General features: G+C 66.9%; 13 protein-coding genes. 8 read left to right on the forward strand and 5 right to left on the reverse strand.

The features are described 5' to 3' along the window. Positions 1-45 precede the first annotated feature (45 nt). Positions 46-2,283, forward strand: a complete 2,238-nt coding sequence (locus LG3211_RS10405) for a CHASE domain-containing protein (RefSeq protein ID WP_057942781.1) — start codon at positions 46-48, stop codon at positions 2,281-2,283. A 582-nt stretch (positions 2,284-2,865) separates the two neighbouring features. On the opposite strand, the gene smpB is transcribed toward LG3211_RS10405, so the two are convergent. Next, a complete protein-coding gene (gene smpB / locus LG3211_RS10410; protein WP_057942782.1) occupies positions 2,866-3,378 on the reverse strand; it encodes an SsrA-binding protein SmpB in 513 nt (170 codons plus the stop codon). A 251-nt stretch (positions 3,379-3,629) separates the two neighbouring features. Here smpB and LG3211_RS10415 point away from each other — a divergent pair, with 251 nt between their 5' ends. Together LG3211_RS10415 and LG3211_RS10420 are read left to right on the forward strand one after the other, a co-directional pair. Next, on the forward strand, positions 3,630-4,094 hold the full coding sequence (locus tag LG3211_RS10415) for a type II toxin-antitoxin system RatA family toxin (protein ID WP_057942783.1): 465 nt from the start codon (positions 3,630-3,632) through the stop codon (positions 4,092-4,094). Then, positions 4,091-4,357, forward strand: a complete 267-nt coding sequence (locus LG3211_RS10420) for an RnfH family protein (protein ID WP_057942784.1) — start codon at positions 4,091-4,093, stop codon at positions 4,355-4,357. Before LG3211_RS10415 ends, LG3211_RS10420 begins: the two co-directional genes overlap by 4 nt. A 45-nt stretch (positions 4,358-4,402) precedes the next feature. Here LG3211_RS10420 and LG3211_RS10425 read toward each other — a convergent pair whose 3' ends face one another. Then, positions 4,403-4,810, reverse strand: a complete 408-nt coding sequence (locus LG3211_RS10425) for an outer membrane protein assembly factor BamE (protein ID WP_057942785.1) — start codon at positions 4,808-4,810, stop codon at positions 4,403-4,405. Between the two features lie 211 nt (positions 4,811-5,021). Between LG3211_RS10425 and fur the strand changes: the two genes are divergently transcribed. Continuing rightward, a complete protein-coding gene (gene fur, locus LG3211_RS10430) occupies positions 5,022-5,423 on the forward strand; it encodes a ferric iron uptake transcriptional regulator (protein WP_057942786.1) in 402 nt (133 codons plus the stop codon). A 607-nt stretch (positions 5,424-6,030) separates the two neighbouring features. On the opposite strand, the gene recN is transcribed toward fur, so the two are convergent. Further along, complete coding sequence (gene recN, locus LG3211_RS10435) at positions 6,031-7,713, reverse strand: DNA repair protein RecN (protein ID WP_057942787.1); 1,683 nt, start codon at positions 7,711-7,713, stop codon at positions 6,031-6,033. Positions 7,714-8,017: 304 nt separating this feature from the next. On the opposite strand from recN, the gene hrcA reads away from it, so the two are divergent. The 4 genes from hrcA (at position 8,018) to dnaJ (ending at position 13,173) form a co-directional block, all read left to right on the forward strand. Beyond that, positions 8,018-9,070, forward strand: coding sequence for a heat-inducible transcriptional repressor HrcA (gene hrcA, locus LG3211_RS10440; protein WP_057942788.1), 1,053 nt, complete (start codon positions 8,018-8,020; stop codon positions 9,068-9,070). Positions 9,071-9,246: 176 nt separating this feature from the next. Then, complete coding sequence (gene grpE / locus LG3211_RS10445; RefSeq protein ID WP_057942789.1) at positions 9,247-9,762, forward strand: nucleotide exchange factor GrpE; 516 nt, start codon at positions 9,247-9,249, stop codon at positions 9,760-9,762. Between the two features lie 197 nt (positions 9,763-9,959). Further along, positions 9,960-11,876 (forward strand): molecular chaperone DnaK, encoded by a 1,917-nt coding sequence (dnaK, locus tag LG3211_RS10450; protein WP_057942790.1) that lies wholly within the window; start codon positions 9,960-9,962, stop codon positions 11,874-11,876. Between the two features lie 163 nt (positions 11,877-12,039). Next, positions 12,040-13,173 carry a molecular chaperone DnaJ gene (dnaJ, locus tag LG3211_RS10455; protein ID WP_057942791.1) on the forward strand — a complete coding sequence of 378 codons (1,134 nt, stop codon included), beginning with the start codon at positions 12,040-12,042 and terminating at the stop codon, positions 13,171-13,173. A 403-nt stretch (positions 13,174-13,576) separates the two neighbouring features. Here the strand turns inward: dnaJ and LG3211_RS10460 are convergent, their stop codons facing one another. Together LG3211_RS10460 and LG3211_RS25610 are read right to left on the reverse strand one after the other, a co-directional pair. Next, positions 13,577-16,300, reverse strand: coding sequence for a hypothetical protein (locus LG3211_RS10460; RefSeq protein ID WP_057942792.1), 2,724 nt, complete (start codon positions 16,298-16,300; stop codon positions 13,577-13,579). Beyond that, positions 16,297-16,884 (reverse strand): hypothetical protein, encoded by a 588-nt coding sequence (locus LG3211_RS25610; RefSeq protein WP_148648841.1) that lies wholly within the window; start codon positions 16,882-16,884, stop codon positions 16,297-16,299. The genes LG3211_RS10460 and LG3211_RS25610 overlap by 4 nt, the downstream gene beginning before the upstream one ends. Positions 16,885-16,975: the final 91 nt, after the last annotated feature.

The following is a 16,975-nucleotide window of genomic DNA, read 5'->3' on the forward strand; positions in this document are numbered from 1 at the left end:
CGGCGTGAATGCGGTCTGCGCGACACGACTAGTATGCTAGGCCGGATGACGACGTCCGATCCGGCCGCCCACGCGCCTTCGCCGAACGACTCCGGCCCTTTGCCGGATTACGCCGATGTGTCCGGGCTGATGCCGCGCCGCGGCTATCTGCTGGCTTTCATCGTGTTCATCGTCGCCCTGGTGCTGGTGTTCACCGCCTGGCGGGTGGCGCGCGATCGCGAGCAGCGCGCGGCCCAGGCCGAATTCGTCGGCCGCACCGTGCAGGTCACCGAGCTGGTCCAGCAGCACCTGGTCAATTACGAACTGGTCGCGCGCGGCGGCGTGTCGCTGTTCGCCTCCGTGCAGCGGCCGACCGCGGCGCAGTGGAAGGCCTATGTCGAGGGCATGAACCTGCAGCGGCGCTTTCCGGCGACGCTGGGCCTGGGCTTCACCGGTTACGTGCCGCAGCGCTTGCTGACGCAGTTGCAGAACGAATGGCGCGACGCCGGCTACGGCCTGCTGACGGTGCGGCCGTTCGGCCAGCGCGAAATCTACGGGCCGATCCTGTTCTTGGAGCCCAAGACCGCGGCCAATGTCGAAGCGATCGGCTACGACATGTTCGCGGAACATACGCGCCACGCGGCGATGGAAGCGGCGCTGGAGTCGGGGCAGGCGCGGTTGTCGGGCAAGATCGAGTTGATCCAGGACAAGCACGACGGCACCAAGAGCACCGGCCTGATCCTGGTGTTGCCGGTGTACGTGGGCGGCGGGCGTCCGCAAAGTCCCAGCCTGCGCCGCGCCGAGATGCAGGGCTGGGTGTACGTGCCGTTCCGGATGGAGCAATTCGTCGAGACCTCGCTCGGCGAGACCCACCGCGACATGCGTTTTCGCATCTTCGACGAGCGCGGCGGCCGCGACACCTTGTTGTTCGCGCCGCCGGGGCCCGCGCCGGAGCAGCCGGCGGCGTTCGTGCACAAGGTGACGTTCGAGGTGTATGGACGCACCTGGCGGATCGAATACGAATCGCCGCCGATCGAGCAGGCGGTGCCGCGCATGGAAAACCTGCGCAACATGTTCGCGCTCGGCATTTTCAGTTCGTTGTTGCTGTACGGCATCGCCCTGGTGCTGGCGCATACCGAGTCGCGCGCGCGCCAGATCGCGCTGCGCATGACGGAGGACTTCCGCCGCAGCGAGGCGCGTTTCCGCAGCGCCATGCAGTATTCGGCGATCGGCAAGGCGCTGCTGGACAGCGAAGGGCGCATCGTCGATGCCAATCCGGCCTTGTCTTCGATCGTCGGGCTGGCGTTGCCGCAGTTGCTCGATCAGCGTTTCGACAGCCTGCTGGAAGACGAGGACGGCGAGCCGGCGGCGAACAGCGGCGTGGAAGGCGACGGTGCCGGCGTGCATCGCGCGACCCGGCGCCTGCGCCGCCAGCACGGCGTCGCGCGTCAGGTGCAGCTGACCTATTCGCCGGTGCCGGGCAAGGTCGGCCAGGACATCACCGGCCTGGTCCAGGTCGAGGACGTCACCGAGCGTCTGCGCGCGGAAGCGCGCGTGCATGCGCTCAATCGCACGCTGGAAGCGCGGGTGGCGCTGCGAACGCGCGAGCTCAGCCAGGCCAATCAGGAACTGGAGGCGTTCGCCTACAGCGTCTCGCACGATTTGCGTGCGCCGTTGCGCGCGATCGACGGTTTCAGCCGCATTCTCGGAGAGAAGTACGCGGATCGTTTCGACGAAGCCGGCAGCGGTTATCTGGCGCGGGTGCGCAAGGCGGCCGCGCGCATGGGCGATCTGATCGACGCGCTGCTGAAGATGTCGCGCCTGACCCGCAGCGAGCTCAAGCACGAGAGCGTGGACTTGAGCCGCTTCGCCAACGAATTGATCGAAGAGCTGCGCATGGGCGACAGTCAGCGCGCGGTCGAGGTGCTGATCGAGCCGGGCATGGAAGTGATCGGCGATGCGCCGTTGCTGCGTAATCTGCTCGGCAATCTGCTCGGTAATGCGTGGAAGTTCACCCGAGATCGTTCGCCGGCGGTGATCGAGTTCGGCACGGTCGAGGCGTCCGGCGGGCGCGAGTTCTTCGTTCGCGACAATGGCACCGGGTTTCCGCAGGCTTATGTCGACAAGCTGTTCCGGCCGTTCCAGCGTTTGCACAACGTGGAGGATTTCGCCGGACATGGCATTGGTCTGGCTTCGGTCAAGCGCATCGTCGAGCGTCATGGCGGGAGCATCCGCGCCGAGGGGCGGGAAGGCGAGGGCGCTACGTTCTATTTCACCTTGCCCGGTGGCGGGCACGGCGGCTGATCGGGTGGGCGCGATTGCTGTGCCTTTGTTTCCGCGCAGGTTCTTCAGTGGCGTTGAATGCACCGAAGCCTTTTCGTATCTCCCGGCCGTCATTCGCAACAACCAGACTCGCGCACTCTTACCTACCGTCATTCCCGCGAACGCGGGAATCCAGCGACTTCAGGCGTTCTCGCACGAAAGGCCCTGGATTCCCACGTTCGCGGGAATGACGACGTCGAAGGGTGGCGCTGAAGGCTCTGGATGTTCGGCTCCGCCGAAGTAAAGCGGAGCCCGCTTTCGCGGGAATGACGAGGTCGAAGGATGGCGCTGAAGCCTCTGGATATTCGGCTCCGCCGAAGTAAAACAGAGCCCGCCTTCGCGGGAATGACGATCTGGAAGGGTGGCGCTGAAGGCTCTGGATGTTCGGCTCCGCAGAAGTAAAGCGGAGCCCGCTTTCGCGGGAATGACGGCCAGGGGAGATGGCGCCGAAGTTGCCGGAAGTTCGGCTCAGCCGAAGTAAAGCGGAGCCCGCCTTCGCGGGAATGACGACCTGGGGAAACGCGTCGCAAGCGCCCGCGACGCGACGGAACTCCGCCCGAACCCTCAAGCGTCGCGATTATGCCGCCGCATCACCCGCTGCTTCTCCCGCGCCCAATCGCGTTCCTTGCTGGCGTCGCGCTTGTCGTGGGTCTGCTTGCCCTTGGCCAGATGAATCTCGGCCTTGACCTTGTTGCCCTTCCAGTACAACGAAGTGGGCACCACGGTGTAGCCGTCGCGCTGGATGCGGCCGATGAGGTTGTCGATCTCGTGCTTGTGCAGCAGCAGCTTGCGGGTGCGCCGCTCCACGGCCACGACATGGGTCGAGGCCTGGATCAGCGGATTGATCTGCGCGCCGATCAGGAACAACTCGCCATGCAGGACGACCGCATAGGCATCGGTGATGTTGGCGCGTCCGGCGCGGATGGATTTGAGCTCCCAGCCTTCCAGGACCAGACCGGCCTCGAAGCGTTCCTCCAGGTGGTATTCGTGGCGGGCGCGCTTGTTTTGCGCAATGGTCCCGCCGCCGCCGCCCTTTCCTTTATCCTTACCGGCCTTGTTGTTCGTATTGTTAGCCATGCGCCATTGTCTCCGATCCGAAGGCGGTTTGCGTAGCCGTCGCTGGTTTGGTTGAACGTCGCCGGGGTCGGGGCGGTTTGCCGCGGGGGGCTGGGCCTCGCGCGGCGGCTGATCCGAGCCGGGAGTTTGGATTTGAGGCCGATGGGGCGACAGTCCGACTGTTTACCTCATCGGGCCGATTCGAAGCGGCCGACCTCAGCCGACTTCGGTTAGCTTGAATTCCGCGCTGCGATCCTCATTGCGATAGCCACATGCCCACCATCCGTCGTTCCGCCCTGGTAGAGCACTCCGCCGCGCGCATGTTCGCGCTGGTCAACGATGTCGGCGCGTATCCGCGCCGCTTCGACTGGTGCGAGCACGCGCAGATTCTCGAAGCCGACGATCAGCACATGGTCGCGCGCCTGGATCTGGGCCTGGGGGCGCTGCGCACCTGGTTCACCACCCACAACACGCTCACGCCGCCGCATCACATCGAGCTCAAGCTGGTCGATGGGCCGTTCCGCAAGCTCGGCGGGCGCTGGGAATTCCATGCGCTGGACGAGTCGGCGTGCAAGGTCACCCTGACCCTGGAGTTCGAGCCGGCGGTCAAGCTGCTGGGCCCGGCGATGGCGCTGGGCTTCCAGAGCCTGGCCGATCGCATGGTCGATGACTTCGTCCGCGTGGCCGATCGCGGCGCCGAACCGGGCACGCCCGTGGCGGGCGGCGCGACGGCGTGAAGGTCGAGGTCGTCCGCGCCTGGTCGCGCCGGTTCGAGTCGGTCGGGCTGGAGCTGGGCGAGGGCGCCACGCTCGCCGAGGCGGTGGCCGCGGCCGGGTTCCAGGACGATGCGCAGATAACCGGCTACGCCGTGTTCGGGGTCAAGGCCGCGGCCGATACCCGCCTGCGCGACGGCGACCGGGTCGAATTGCTGCGCGCGCTGCAGATCGATCCCAAGGACGCGCGGCGTCGCCGCGCGGCGGATCGTCCACTCAAGAAATAAGCCCCCGGCGCCCGCGTTGCGGGCCGCTCAGGCGAGGCGACCGGCTCAACCGCCGCGGCGGCGGCGCTTGTCCTTGTCTTTTTCCTTGGCCAGGTTGCGGCCGAACTGCTTGACCGAGGCCTTGGCGATCTGTTCGTCCTGCTCGGGGAAGTAGTCGCCTTCCCACTTGGTCAGGGCGTCGTTTTCGAACCACAAGGTGAGGTTCTTGCGGCTGGTGTGGCCGAGGCGGTCCACGCGCTGGGTCGAAGTGTAGTCCCAGCGGTTCTGGTGGAACGGGTCCTCGATCGACGGCGTGCCGATCAGCACCTGCACCTGCTGCTTGCTCATGCCGGTCTGGAGTTGATCGACGGCGGTCTTCTCGAGCAGATTGCCCTGGTAGATCGGCTGCTTGTAGATGATGCCGCAGCCGGCGGTGAGCAGGGAGATCGAGAGAACGAGCAGGAGCTTACGCATCGTATAGGGGTCTGCGGCAGTCGAAGGCAACGGGGCCGATGATACACTGAAGCCAGACCCCACCAAGGGCGGAAACCGGCGCGCGGCCACCCCTCGCGTTCATCCGCCATTCCGGCCCGCCCGCCCGATGCGCCCTCGCGGCGACGGCCAGCCGGTCATTACCCAGGGACGGCGCAGGCCGCCGGACCGAATCAGCTCAAGGGACACCCCCATGGAATCGCAGGACCTGCGCAACGCCGGACTCAAGGTCACCCATCCGCGCATGCGGATCCTGGAACTGCTCGAGCAGTCCAAGCCGCGTCACATGACTGCGGAAGACATCTACCGCATGTTGCTGGAGAAGGGCGAGGACATCGGCCTGGCCACGGTCTACCGCGTGCTGACCCAGTTCGAGTCCGCCGGCCTGGTGCTCAAGCACAACTTCGAGGCCGGCCAGTCGGTGTACGAACTCGATCGAGGTCACCACCACGATCACATGGTCGATATCGACAGCGGCAAGATCATCGAGTTCGAAAGCGTCGAGATCGAGGAACTGCAGCGCAAGATCGCGGCCTCGCACGGGTACGTGATCGAGGAGCATTCGCTGGTGTTGTACGTGCGCAAGAAGCGCTGACCGGCGGAATTCGGGATTCGCGCAGGCGAGGCCGATTCGGTCGTGTTGGAATGCAGGAAGGCCCGCCATTGGCGGGCCTTCGGCTTTCTTGCGGGCTGGGGGGCCTTTCGGGATCCATTTCCTTCCAGGCCGTCATTCCCGCGAAGGCTGGCTCCGCTTTACTTCGGCGGAGCCGAACATCCAGAGGCTTCAGCGCCATCTCTCAAGAACGTCATTCCCGCGAACGCGGGCTCCGCTTTACTTCGACGGAGCCGAACATCCAGAGGCTTCAGCGCCATCTCTCCAGGCCGTCATTCCCACGAAGACGGGCTCCGCTTTATTTCGGCGGAGCCGAACATCCAGAGGCTTCAGCGCCATCTCTCAAGAACGTCATTCCCGCGAACGCGGGAATCCAGTGCCTTTCGTGCGAGAACGCTTGAAGTCGCTGGATTCCCGCGTTCGCGGGAATGACGGTAGGTGGATGCACTGTTTCGGGTATCAGGCGTTAGGCATCAGACTCAGACTCAGACTCAGACATCAGGCTCAGGCATCGGACTCCGAACTCCGAATTTCAGGCTGAGACCGCCCGGGAATCATGTCAGGAACCCGAACGCACGAGCCCCAACCCTCAAACCACATCCGCCAGCAGCCGCTTGGCCGCCGCGCGCACTTCCTTCGTAAGTTCGATACCGCCGAGCATCCGCGCCAGTTCCTCTTCGCGCTGCTTGGACACCAGCAGCTGCACCGCGCTCTGGGTCACGCCCTCGCTGGCGGCCTTGCTGACGCGGTAATGGGCGTGGCCCTGGGCCGCGACCTGGGCGAGGTGGGTCACGCACAGCACCTGGCGGCTGCCGCCGAGGGCGCGCAGCTTCTGGCCGACGATCTCCGCGACCGCGCCGCCGATACCGGAATCGACTTCGTCGAACACCATCGTCGGCACCGCGTCCAGGCCGAACGCGGCGACCTCGATCGCCAGCGAGATGCGCGACAGTTCGCCGCCGGAGGCGACCTTGCGCAGCGGCCGAGCCGGCTGGCCGGGGTTGGCCGCGACCATGAATTCGATGCGCTCGCCGCCCTGCGGGTCGGGGCGGTCGTCTTCGACGGTTTCGATGGCGACGTCGAAGCGGCCGCCGCCCATGCCCAGTTCGCCGATCAGCTCGGTGGTCTTGGCCGACAGCGACTTGGCCGCGTCGCGGCGCGACTGGCTCAGGGCGTCGGCGGACTTGCGCCAGGTCTTGCGCGCGGTGTCGATCTCGACGTCGAGTTTTTCCAGGCGCACGCCGGCGCCGCGCAGTTGTTCGAGTTCTTCCGCGATGCCGTCGCGGGTCGCGGCCAGTTGCTCCGGCGCGACGCGGTGCTTGCGCGCCAGTTCGTGCAGGCGGCCGATCTTGCTTTCGATCTGTTCGAACGCGGCCGGGTCCAGGTCGAGGTCGTCGCGGACCCGGTCGAGCAGGGACAGCGCTTCGTCGATCTGGATCGCCGCGTTGTCGAGCAGGGCGTCGACATCGCGCAGGCGCGATTCGTGCTCGGCCACGCGCTGCAGTTCGCCGCGCACCTGTTGCAGGGTGCGGGTCAGCGACGGGCCTTCGTCGCCGCCGATGCGCGCGAACGCGGTCTCGCAGGCGGCGATCAGGCCGGCGGCGTGGGCGTGGCGGCGATGGTCGGCGGTGAGCTTGCTCAGCGCCTCGGGGTCGAGCGTTTCGCGTTCGAGTTCGGCGTGCTGGTGTTCCAGCCAGCCGATGCGGTCGGAGACGTCGCCCTGGGCGAACAGGGTCTCGCGTTCGCGCAACAGCGCGCTCCACTCGCGCGCGGCGCGGGCGACCGGCTCGCGCACGCCGTCGTTGCGGGCGTAGGCGTCGAGCAGATCGAGCTGGCTGGACTTGGCCATCAGCGCCTGGTGTTCGTGCTGGCCGTGGATTTCGACGAGGCGCGTGGCCAGATCGCCGAGCTGCCCCAAGGTCACCGGCCGCCCGTTGACCCAGGCGCGCGAGCCGCCGTCGGCGCGGATGACCCGGCGGATCTGGCAGACCGGCGCGTCGCCGTCGCCGGTTTCGTCGAGTTCGTTTTCGCGCAGCCAGGCGGCGGCGAGCGGGGCGTCGTCGAGGGTGAAGTCGGCGACCAGTTCGGCGCGGTCGGCGCCGTGGCGGACCACGCCGCTGTCGGCGCGCAGGCCGCTGAGCAGCCCCAGGGCGTCGACCAGCAGGGACTTACCGGCGCCGGTTTCGCCGGAGATCACGGTAAGGCCAGGACCGAAGCTGAGCTCGGCGGCGCTGACGACGGCGAATTGCTTGAGCGAGAGATGGGCGAGCATGCGGCGGCGATTGTGCCTGGGCAGGGTGGTGGCTGGGAATGGGAACGGCGGCGGGGGCGAGCGTAGGGGGCGGGTGGATCAAAAGCTGAGATCGGGTCGCGGTGCCGGCGCAGTGTGGGGCTTAATTCTTACCCGGACCGGCTCGAATCTTGATGTCGAGTGAAACTTGCAGGCCTGCGCGGAGCCCTCGAAGCCTCATTCTCGATCCGGGGTCACATTCCTCACTCCTGTGTTCTCGCTTCTCGCTCCTCGTTCCTCCCCCCAACCCTTGCGCCCCCACCTCCACGCGCCTATATCCATCCCCATGAGCCGCCGACCTCCCAATCCCAGCCTCGACCCGCGCGCGCGGCAATTGCTGCGCACGCTGATCGGCCGCTATATCCACAGCGGCGAGCCGGTCGGGTCGCAGACGCTGGCCCGGCACGCCGGGCTCGACGTCAGCGCGGCGACGATCCGCAACATCCTGTCCGACCTGGAAGATGCCGGCCTGCTCAGCGCGCCGCATTCCTCCGCCGGCCGCATCCCGACTTCGCAGGGCTACCGGCTGTTCGTCGATTCGCTGCTGCAGGTGCGGCCGCTGCCGGACGGCGAGGTCGCGCGGCTGCGCAGCGAGCTGCCTTCGGGTACCGGTACCCAGGCCTTGCTCGGCAGCGCCTCGGAGCTGTTGTCGGCGATGACCCACTTCGTCGGCGTGGTCAGCGTGCCCAAGCGCGAGCAGTTCGCGTTCCGGCGCATCGATTTCGTGCCGCTCGACGCGCAACGGGTGCTGGCGATCCTGGTCTTCGCCGATCAGGACGTGCAGAACCGCATCATCCAGACCCGCCGGCCCTACGAAGCCGGCGAGCTGGAACGGGTCGGCAATTACCTCAACGCCCATTTCGCCGGCCGCCCGGTGGCCGAGATCCGCGCCACCTTGCTGCTGGAACTGCGCAACGCCCAGTCCGAGATGCAGACGCTGCTGGCGCAGTCGGTGGAACTGGCCGAGCAGGTGCTGACCCCGGACGGCGACGACATGGTCCTGGCCGGGCAGACCCGGCTGATGGGCGTGCAGGAGCTGGCCGACCTGGACCGGCTGCGCGAGCTGTTCGAGGCGTTCGCGCGCAAACGCGAAATCCTGCAGTTGCTCGAACGCACCGTGCAGGCGCCGGGCGTGCGCATCTTCATCGGGGAGGAAACCGGGCTGGCGCCGCTGGAAGGCGTGTCGCTGGTGACCGCGCCGTACACCGCCGGCGGGCGGGTGCTGGGCGTGCTCGGGGTGATCGGGCCGACCCGCATGGCCTACGACCGGGTGATCCCGGTGGTGCAGGCCGCGGCCGATGCGCTGGGCAATGCGTTTCAGACGACCGAGGCCGAGTAAGCCGCCGTCTTCAGCGTTCGCGGCCGGACCCCGCATGCGCCCGGATTGTCCCGAAACCGCTCCCGCACGCCGCAGCTGAGCGCCGATCCCGTACGATCGCCGCAGATCCCGGCACTTGAATGCCCCCGTGCCGGCCCCATAGCTGGCCCTGTCGCGGAAAACCGCCAGGAACCAGCATGAACCAAAACGATCCCAACCCCGACTTGAACCTCGACGCCCAGGACCCGGCGCCGGTCGCCGAGCTGTCCGAGGTCGAGACCCTGCGCGCCGAGCTGAACAAACTGCGCGAGGATTCGCTGCGCGAACGCGCCGAGCTCGACAACCAGCGCAAGCGCGTGGCGCGCGATATCGAGATGGCGCGCAAATTCGCCAATGAGCGCCTGCTCGGCGCCCTGCTGCCGGTGATCGACAGCCTGGAAGCCGGCCTGGCCATCGCCGGCAACGAGGCCGGCGCGTTGCGCGAAGGCATGGAGCTGACCCTGCGCCAGCTGCTCAAGGTGGCCGACGACAACGGCCTGGTCGCGGTCGACCCCGCCGGCCAGCCCTTCAATCCGGAGCACCACCAGGCCATGAGCATGGTGCCGGCGCCGGGCGTGGCTCCGAATCACGTGGTCCAGGTCTACCAGAAGGGCTGGCTGCTCAACGACCGCCTGCTGCGCCCGGCCCTGGTCGTGGTCGCCCAGGACGGCTGAATCGCAAGACGCATCCGCGCCGCGGCGGGGGCCGTGAGGGCATGGATCGCGAGCTTCACCCAAGGCAACAACAATTGAGGGGAACGGGCACGGGCGCTTGAACTGCCCGGCACCGGGCCCCAAATAGCCAACATCGGCGGCCTGCAGCACCACGCGCCGCCCCCAACATTCAAGCATTGAGAGAGGGAGCTACATCTATGGGCAAGATCATCGGCATCGACCTGGGCACCACCAATTCCTGCGTTGCGATCATGGAAGGCGGCAAGGCCAAGGTCATCGAAAACTCCGAGGGCGACCGCACCACGCCGTCCATCGTCGCCTTCACCAAGGACGGCGAAGTCCTGGTCGGCGCTTCGGCCAAGCGCCAGGCGGTCACCAATCCCAAGAACACTTTCTACGCGGTCAAGCGCCTGATCGGCCGCAAGATGACCGACGCCGAAGTGCAGAAGGATCTCGGCCTGGTGCCGTACGCGATCGTTCCGCACGACAACGGCGACGCCTGGGTCTCGACCCTGGACGGCAAGAAGATGGCGCCGCAGCAGATCTCCGCCGAGGTGCTCGGCAAGATGAAGAAGACCGCCGAAGCCTACCTGGGCGAGCCGGTCACCGAGGCGGTGATCACCGTGCCGGCCTACTTCAACGACAGCCAGCGCCAGGCGACCAAGGACGCCGGCAAGATCGCCGGCCTCGACGTCAAGCGCATCATCAACGAACCCACCGCGGCCGCGCTGGCCTACGGCATGGACAAGAAGGGCGGCGACCGCAAGGTCGCGGTCTACGATCTGGGCGGCGGCACCTTCGACGTGTCGATCATCGAGATCGCCTCGGTCGACGGCGAAATGCAGGTCGAGGTGCTGTCCACCAACGGCGACACCTTCCTGGGCGGCGAAGACTTCGACAAGCGCGTCATCGACTACTTGGTCGAAGAGTTCCAGAAGGACCAGGGCATCGACCTGCGCAAGGACCCGCTGGCCCTGCAGCGCCTGAAGGACGCGGCCGAGCGCGCCAAGATCGAGCTGTCCTCCTCGCAGCAGACCGAAGTCAATCTGCCCTACGTCACCGCCGACGCCTCCGGCCCGAAGCACCTCAACATCAAGCTGACCCGCGCCAAGCTGGAGTCGCTGGTCGAGGATCTGGTCAAGAAGACGATCGAGCCGTGCCGCATCGCGCTCAACGACGCCGGCCTGCGCGCCAGCGACGTGGCCGAGGTGATCCTGGTCGGCGGTCAGACCCGCATGCCCAAGGTCAGCCAGGCCGTGGCCGAATTCTTCGGCAAGGAACCGCGCAAGGACGTCAACCCGGATGAAGCCGTCGCCGTCGGCGCTGCGATCCAGGGCGGCGTGCTGGCCGGCGAGGTCAAGGACGTGCTGCTGCTCGACGTGACCCCGCTGAGCCTGGGCATCGAAACCCTGGGCGGCGTGTTCACGAAGATCATCGAGAAGAACACCACCGTTCCGACCAAGGCCTCGCAGACCTTCTCCACCGCCGAGGACAACCAGTCGGCCGTGACCGTGCACGTGTTGCAGGGCGAGCGCGAGCAGGCCCGTTTCAACAAGTCGCTGGCGCGTTTCGACCTGTCCGGCATCGAGCCCTCGCCGCGCGGCATGCCGCAGGTCGAGGTGTCCTTCGACATCGACGCCAACGGCATCCTGCACGTGTCGGCCAAGGACAAGAAGACCAACAAGGAGCAGAAGGTCGAGATCAAGGCCGGTTCGGGCCTGTCCGAGGAAGAGATCGCCAAGATGGTCGCCGACGCGGAAGCCAACCGCGAGGAAGACCAGAAGTTCCATGAGCTGGTGCAGGCGCGCAATCACGCCGACGGTCTGATCCACATGACCCGCAGCACCATCAAGGAACACGGCGAGAAGCTGCCGGGCGACCAGATCGGCCGCGCCGAAGCCGCGATTTCCGAGCTGGAAACGGCGATGAAGGGCGACGACAAGGGCCAGATCGAAGCCAAGTCGAAGGCGCTGGAAGAAGCGGCGCAGACCTTGCTCGCGGCGGTCAACGCCGGCCAGCCGGGCGAAGAAGCCCCGGCCGGCAACGGCGCCTCGGCCAAGGCCGACGACGTGGTCGATGCGGAATTCACCGAAGTGAAGGACGACAAGAAGTAAGCCGGGAATTGGGAATGGGGAATCGGAAATCGTGGTGGGGCTTGAGCATGCGGCCCGCCATCGACCCGGTTCCCCGTTCTTGTATCCGTAGCCGGCGCCGGGCCACCCGGGTCTCCGGCTTTTGCTCCAACGATTCCCAATTCTCGATTCTCGATTCCCGCCCATGAGCAAACGCGACTACTACGAAGTGCTGGGCGTTGCGCGCAACGCCAGCGACGACGACCTCAAGAAGGCCTATCGCCGCTGCGCGATGAAACACCACCCGGACCGCAATCCGGGCGATTCGGCCGCCGAGGCCGCGTTCAAGGAATGCAAGGAGGCCTACGAGGTCCTGGCCGACGCCAACAAGCGCCGCGCCTACGACCAGCACGGCCACGCCGCGTTCGAACACGGCATGGGCGGCAACGGCGGCGGCGGTCCCGGCTTCGCCGACATGGGCGATATCTTCGGCGACATCTTCGGGAATATTTTCGGCGGAGGCGGCGGCGGAGCGCGCGGCCCGCGTCGCGGCGCCGACATCGGCTACGTGATGGAGCTGTCGCTGGAAGAAGCGGTCGGCGGCGTCGAGAAGCAGATCGAAATCCCGACCCTGGACGCGTGCGAGAGCTGCAAGGGCAGCGGCTCGTCCGACGGCAAGGTCGAGACCTGCACTACCTGCAACGGTCGCGGCCAGGTGCGTTTCCAGCGCGGCATCTTCTCGATGCAGCAGGCCTGCCCGCATTGCAACGGTCGCGGCCAGACCATCGCCAATCCCTGCGGCGACTGCCACGGCCAGGGCCGGATCGAGCGCACCAAGACCTTGTCGGTGAAGATTCCCGCCGGCGTGGACAACGGCGACCGCATCCGCCTGACCGGCGAAGGCGAGGCCGGCCCAGCCGGTTCGCCGCCGGGCGACCTTTACGTGGAAGTGCGCGTGCGCGAGCACGACATCTTCCAGCGCGACGGCGACGATCTGCACTGCGATGTGCCGATCCGCATTTCGCAGGCCGCGCTGGGCGACATCATCCGCGTGCCGACCCTGGGCGGCGAAGTCGAGCTGCGCATTCCCTTCGAAACCCAGAGCGGCAAGCTGTTCCGTCTGCGCGACAAGGGCGTCAAGTCGGTGCGCAGCCGCAAGACCGGCGACCTGTACTGCCGCGTCGTGGTCGAGACCCCGGTCAACCTGACCGTGGAGCAGCGCGAGCTGCTGGAGAAATTCGAAGCCACCTTCGTCGGTGAGGGCGCGCGCAAGCATTCCCCCCGTTCCTCGACCTTCCTCGATGGGGTCAAGGGATTTTGGGACCGGATGACGTCTTGAGCTGACGTTATAGCGGTGAAAATCGAAGCGGTGCGAGAAAGGGGCTTCGGCTCCTTTTTTGTGGGTGGGTTTCGGGGCAGGTGAGCTGCTGTTGGCCAAGAGCCTGTGCAATGTCTCTCCAGGCCGTCATTCCCGCGAACGCGGGCTCCGCCTTCATCGGCGGAGCCGAACATCTAGAGACTTCGGCCCCATCCCTCCAGGCCGTCATTCCCGCGAATGCGGGCTCCGCTTTACTTCGGCGGAGCCGAACATCCAGAGACTTCAGCGCCATCCCTCCGGGCCGTCATTCCCGCGAACGCGGGAATCCAGTGACTTCAAACGCTCTCGCACGAAAGGCACTGGATTCCCGCGTTCGCGGGAATGACGAGCAAAAAACACGGTGGCTCGAAACTTGACGAGACCCTCAGACAGTCGGCCCGGCATGAGTCGGCGCGTTCTGAGTACGCTGCGCCGCCTCCTGCGCAAGCTGCCGCTCCTGCTGCTGATTGAAAGCCAAGGTCTCCCGCACCGTCGCCTGCACCGCCGGCGCCGGCTCGTTGACGTTCACCGACGCCTTGAAGCCCGGCGTATCGCCGACTACCCACAAGGTGTCGCCGGTCATCTTCACGGCGGCGATCTTGCCGGCATCGGTGATGCCGTCCTTCTTCGCCAGCAACATCGCCTGGGCGACGTGGTCGTCGGAGATCTGCGGCGGCGCGCCGGTGCGGATCTTGGCGAACATCGCTTGATCGGCCGAAGGCAATTGCTGCAGCGGCGAGACCGCGGCGCGTTGGTCCGACGGCAAGCCGGGCGCGGAAATGCTGCCGGTGGATGTCGCCGGGTCCGGCGCCTTGACCTCGGGTTTCGTCGCCGCTGCCGGCGCCGGGGCGCTCAATGCGGCTTTTTCCGCCTGCTTGATCTCGTCGGACGTGGTGATGCCCTTGGGCACCATCTTGCTGTCGGACAGGATCCCGTCGCGGCCGTCGTCCATCATCGTGACGATGGCGCTGTTGGGCCCCGGGCGGCCGGTCTTGGGGTCGGGCTGCAGCGTCAGCGAGTACGGATGCCCCGCCTGAGCCAGGCCGCCGCGCGCATGCGTGGCGGCGACCGCGGCGGTCGCCGCGTCGATCTGCGCCTCGGTGCGCGGCACGCCGGCGTTGGCGTAGGCGCCGGCGACCATGCCGCGCATGCTCATGGGCTGGGGCAGGGTGGGATGGGCGAGTGCCTCGGCGGCGAGCGCGGAGAACTCCTGCAGACCGGCGCGCTGGCTTTGGTAGGTGGCGTTCAATTCGTCGCGGATATTGCCGCTGGCCTGATTGGTGCCGTAGATCATGCCCGGCGTCGTCCACTCGCCGTTGGCGCCGCGCGTGTAGGTGTCGCCGTCGGAAGCCTGCAGCGATTCGGTCTTGGCCGCGGCGTCCTTCACCGCCGCCGGCACGTCGCCGTTCTGCTTCCAGCCGAACTGGTTGTAGGCCACCTGATAGCGCGCGGCGACCGCCGCGGGCGTGTTGGCGGCGTTCTCGGCGATGATCAGTTTCGCGCTCTGGTCCAGTTCCGCCGCGCGCTGCGGATTGGCGGTTTCGGTGTGGCTGATCTTGATGCCGTGTTCCAGCCGGTCATCGACGACTTCGCGCTTCCAGGCATGGCTCTGCGGATCGCGCGTCCAGTTGCCGCCGCCGTCGATGCTGTGGGTGTCGCCCTTGCCGGGCGGTAGCGAATACGGATTCTGCGGCGTGCGCGCATTGCTCAGGCCCAACTCGTAGGAGGCGTTGGCCGACTTGTAGTTCAACTCGTTGGCCAGGACGTCGCCGGCCACGTAACGCACCTTGCTGTAGGTCGCCGCGCCGTTGTCCGCGCCCACCGTCGTGCTGGCCTTGACCTGCTCGGTCTGCGCCACGCGCGTCCAGGCCGCTTTCTCGTCCTTGGGATCGCGGCTCCACTCGTTGCCGTCGCGATCCTTCTGGGTGAAGACCCGGTCGATGTCTTTCTGCTGGGCCCATTTCTCGCCCCACACCGCGCCGCCGATGCCGCCGGCGATGCCGCCGATGGCGCCGGTGACCAGCGCGCCGGGACCGGTTTCCGAACCGGCCACCAGGCCATAGCCGGCGCCGGCCAGAAAGCCGCCGGCGATGCCGCCGCCGATACCGCCGACATTGCGGCCGATGAAATGGGTACGGGCCGATTCGGCGCCGGTGGTGTTGCCCTGCGACTCCAGCTTCATCACCTGATGGCCGGTGGTGACGAAGTCGTAGGCCAGCGCGGCCGCGCCGACCACCGCCGCGCCTTTCATGACCGTGCCCGGACGCAGGCCGCGGGCGACGCCGGCGGCCTCGCCGGTGAGCGCGGCTTCGCCCACGCTTGCCGCCGGCGCGGTCAGGCCGGTGGGCGCGCGGGCGAGGCCGGCGCCGGTCAGTTCGGCGGCGGGGGTGAATTTCGCCGCGTCGGCGCCCAGGGTCGCGACCGCTTCGCGCGACAGCGTGACCTTGGTGACCGTCGTGCCGGCGTTCTCCGGCGCCACGAAAATACCCTTGGGCGCGGCCTCGATGAACTGCGCCTGCACTTTCGGCAGCACCGCATCGGCGCCGCCCTTGCTGTAGAGCGTCTTCAACTCGGCCGTGGGCTGCCCGCCCAGGGTGCGGACATTGGGATTGTCGAGGACCGCCGGCAGTTCGACCTTGCCGAACACGCGCTCGATGTTGGCGTTGCTGGCGATGACCTTGATATCGCCGCGCAGGGAACCGGCGAATTCATGCGAGGCTTCGCCCCACAACGAACCTTCCAGCGAAGTCGCGCTGCGCGCGGCGGCATTGGGATTGCCGTAGAGCAGATCGCCCGCGGATTTTCCCGCCTGGGCCAAGTCCTGGCCTTGCCCCATGAAGATGCGTTCGGCGGTGTCGCGGATCGCCTTCTCGACTTGCTTGTCGCCCAGGAATTGCGCGCGCGGCGTGTTGTTGATGATCGGCTCGCCGGTCTTGCTCGCCAGTTCCAGCGCGATGCTTTCCGACGACACGCTGCCCACCGGGCGACTGTAGAGAATGCCGCCTTCGCCCACCGCCTTGGCCGGGAACTCGCGTGCGATCGCCTGCACTTCCTCCAGCGTCGCGGCTTTCCTGATCCGTCGTATCTGCTCGGAATAATCGTCGCTCATGACGCGTACTCCTCATCCTTGAGCAGCGCCCAACCGTCGCGGAAGATCACCTCGCCCATGAAGCGCGCGTTCGGATACTCCATCAGCAGGTGCGGGCGGTCGGCGAAGCGGGTGCCGGCGTCGATCAGCTGCACGATCAGCGCATGGATGGCCGCGATCTGCGCGCCGGTGAAGGTGCGGCAGGCATCGAGCATCGGGATGCCGACGTCGTCGCTGGCGTAGCCGAACGACACCACTTCGATGTTGTAGTCGTTGTTGTTCGGCAGGAAGGCGCGGGCGATTTCGCCGAAGTGTTCCGTGCCGGCCACATCGATGGCGAAGGTTTCGTGACCTTGCTCGTCGGCGCCGCGCACGCCGCCGGAAAACCTCGCTCGGCCCTGGGGGAACTGCACCCAGTCGAACGGGGGATCAAAGGGTTCCATGCCTGTTTCTCCTTGGTAGGCCATCGAAAATTCCGGCTTCCGACGTACGGACGGCTCATGGGTTGCGCCGGACCACGGTATGGATGATGCCACGCCCGTTCTCCGGCGGCATCGGGGCGGCAGCGACGAGGTGCCATCGTTGACCCCAACGACGACGGCCATGGCCTCGCCGGGTCGAAACGCCGTACGTCCGGCCGCCGGACAGCACGGAGCGGGAGCGCGTCCGCATCGTCTATCCACCGACAGCACGGCG

It is taken from the genome of Lysobacter gummosus, from assembly GCF_001442805.1.
Taxonomy (GTDB): Bacteria; Pseudomonadota; Gammaproteobacteria; order Xanthomonadales; family Xanthomonadaceae; genus Lysobacter; species Lysobacter gummosus.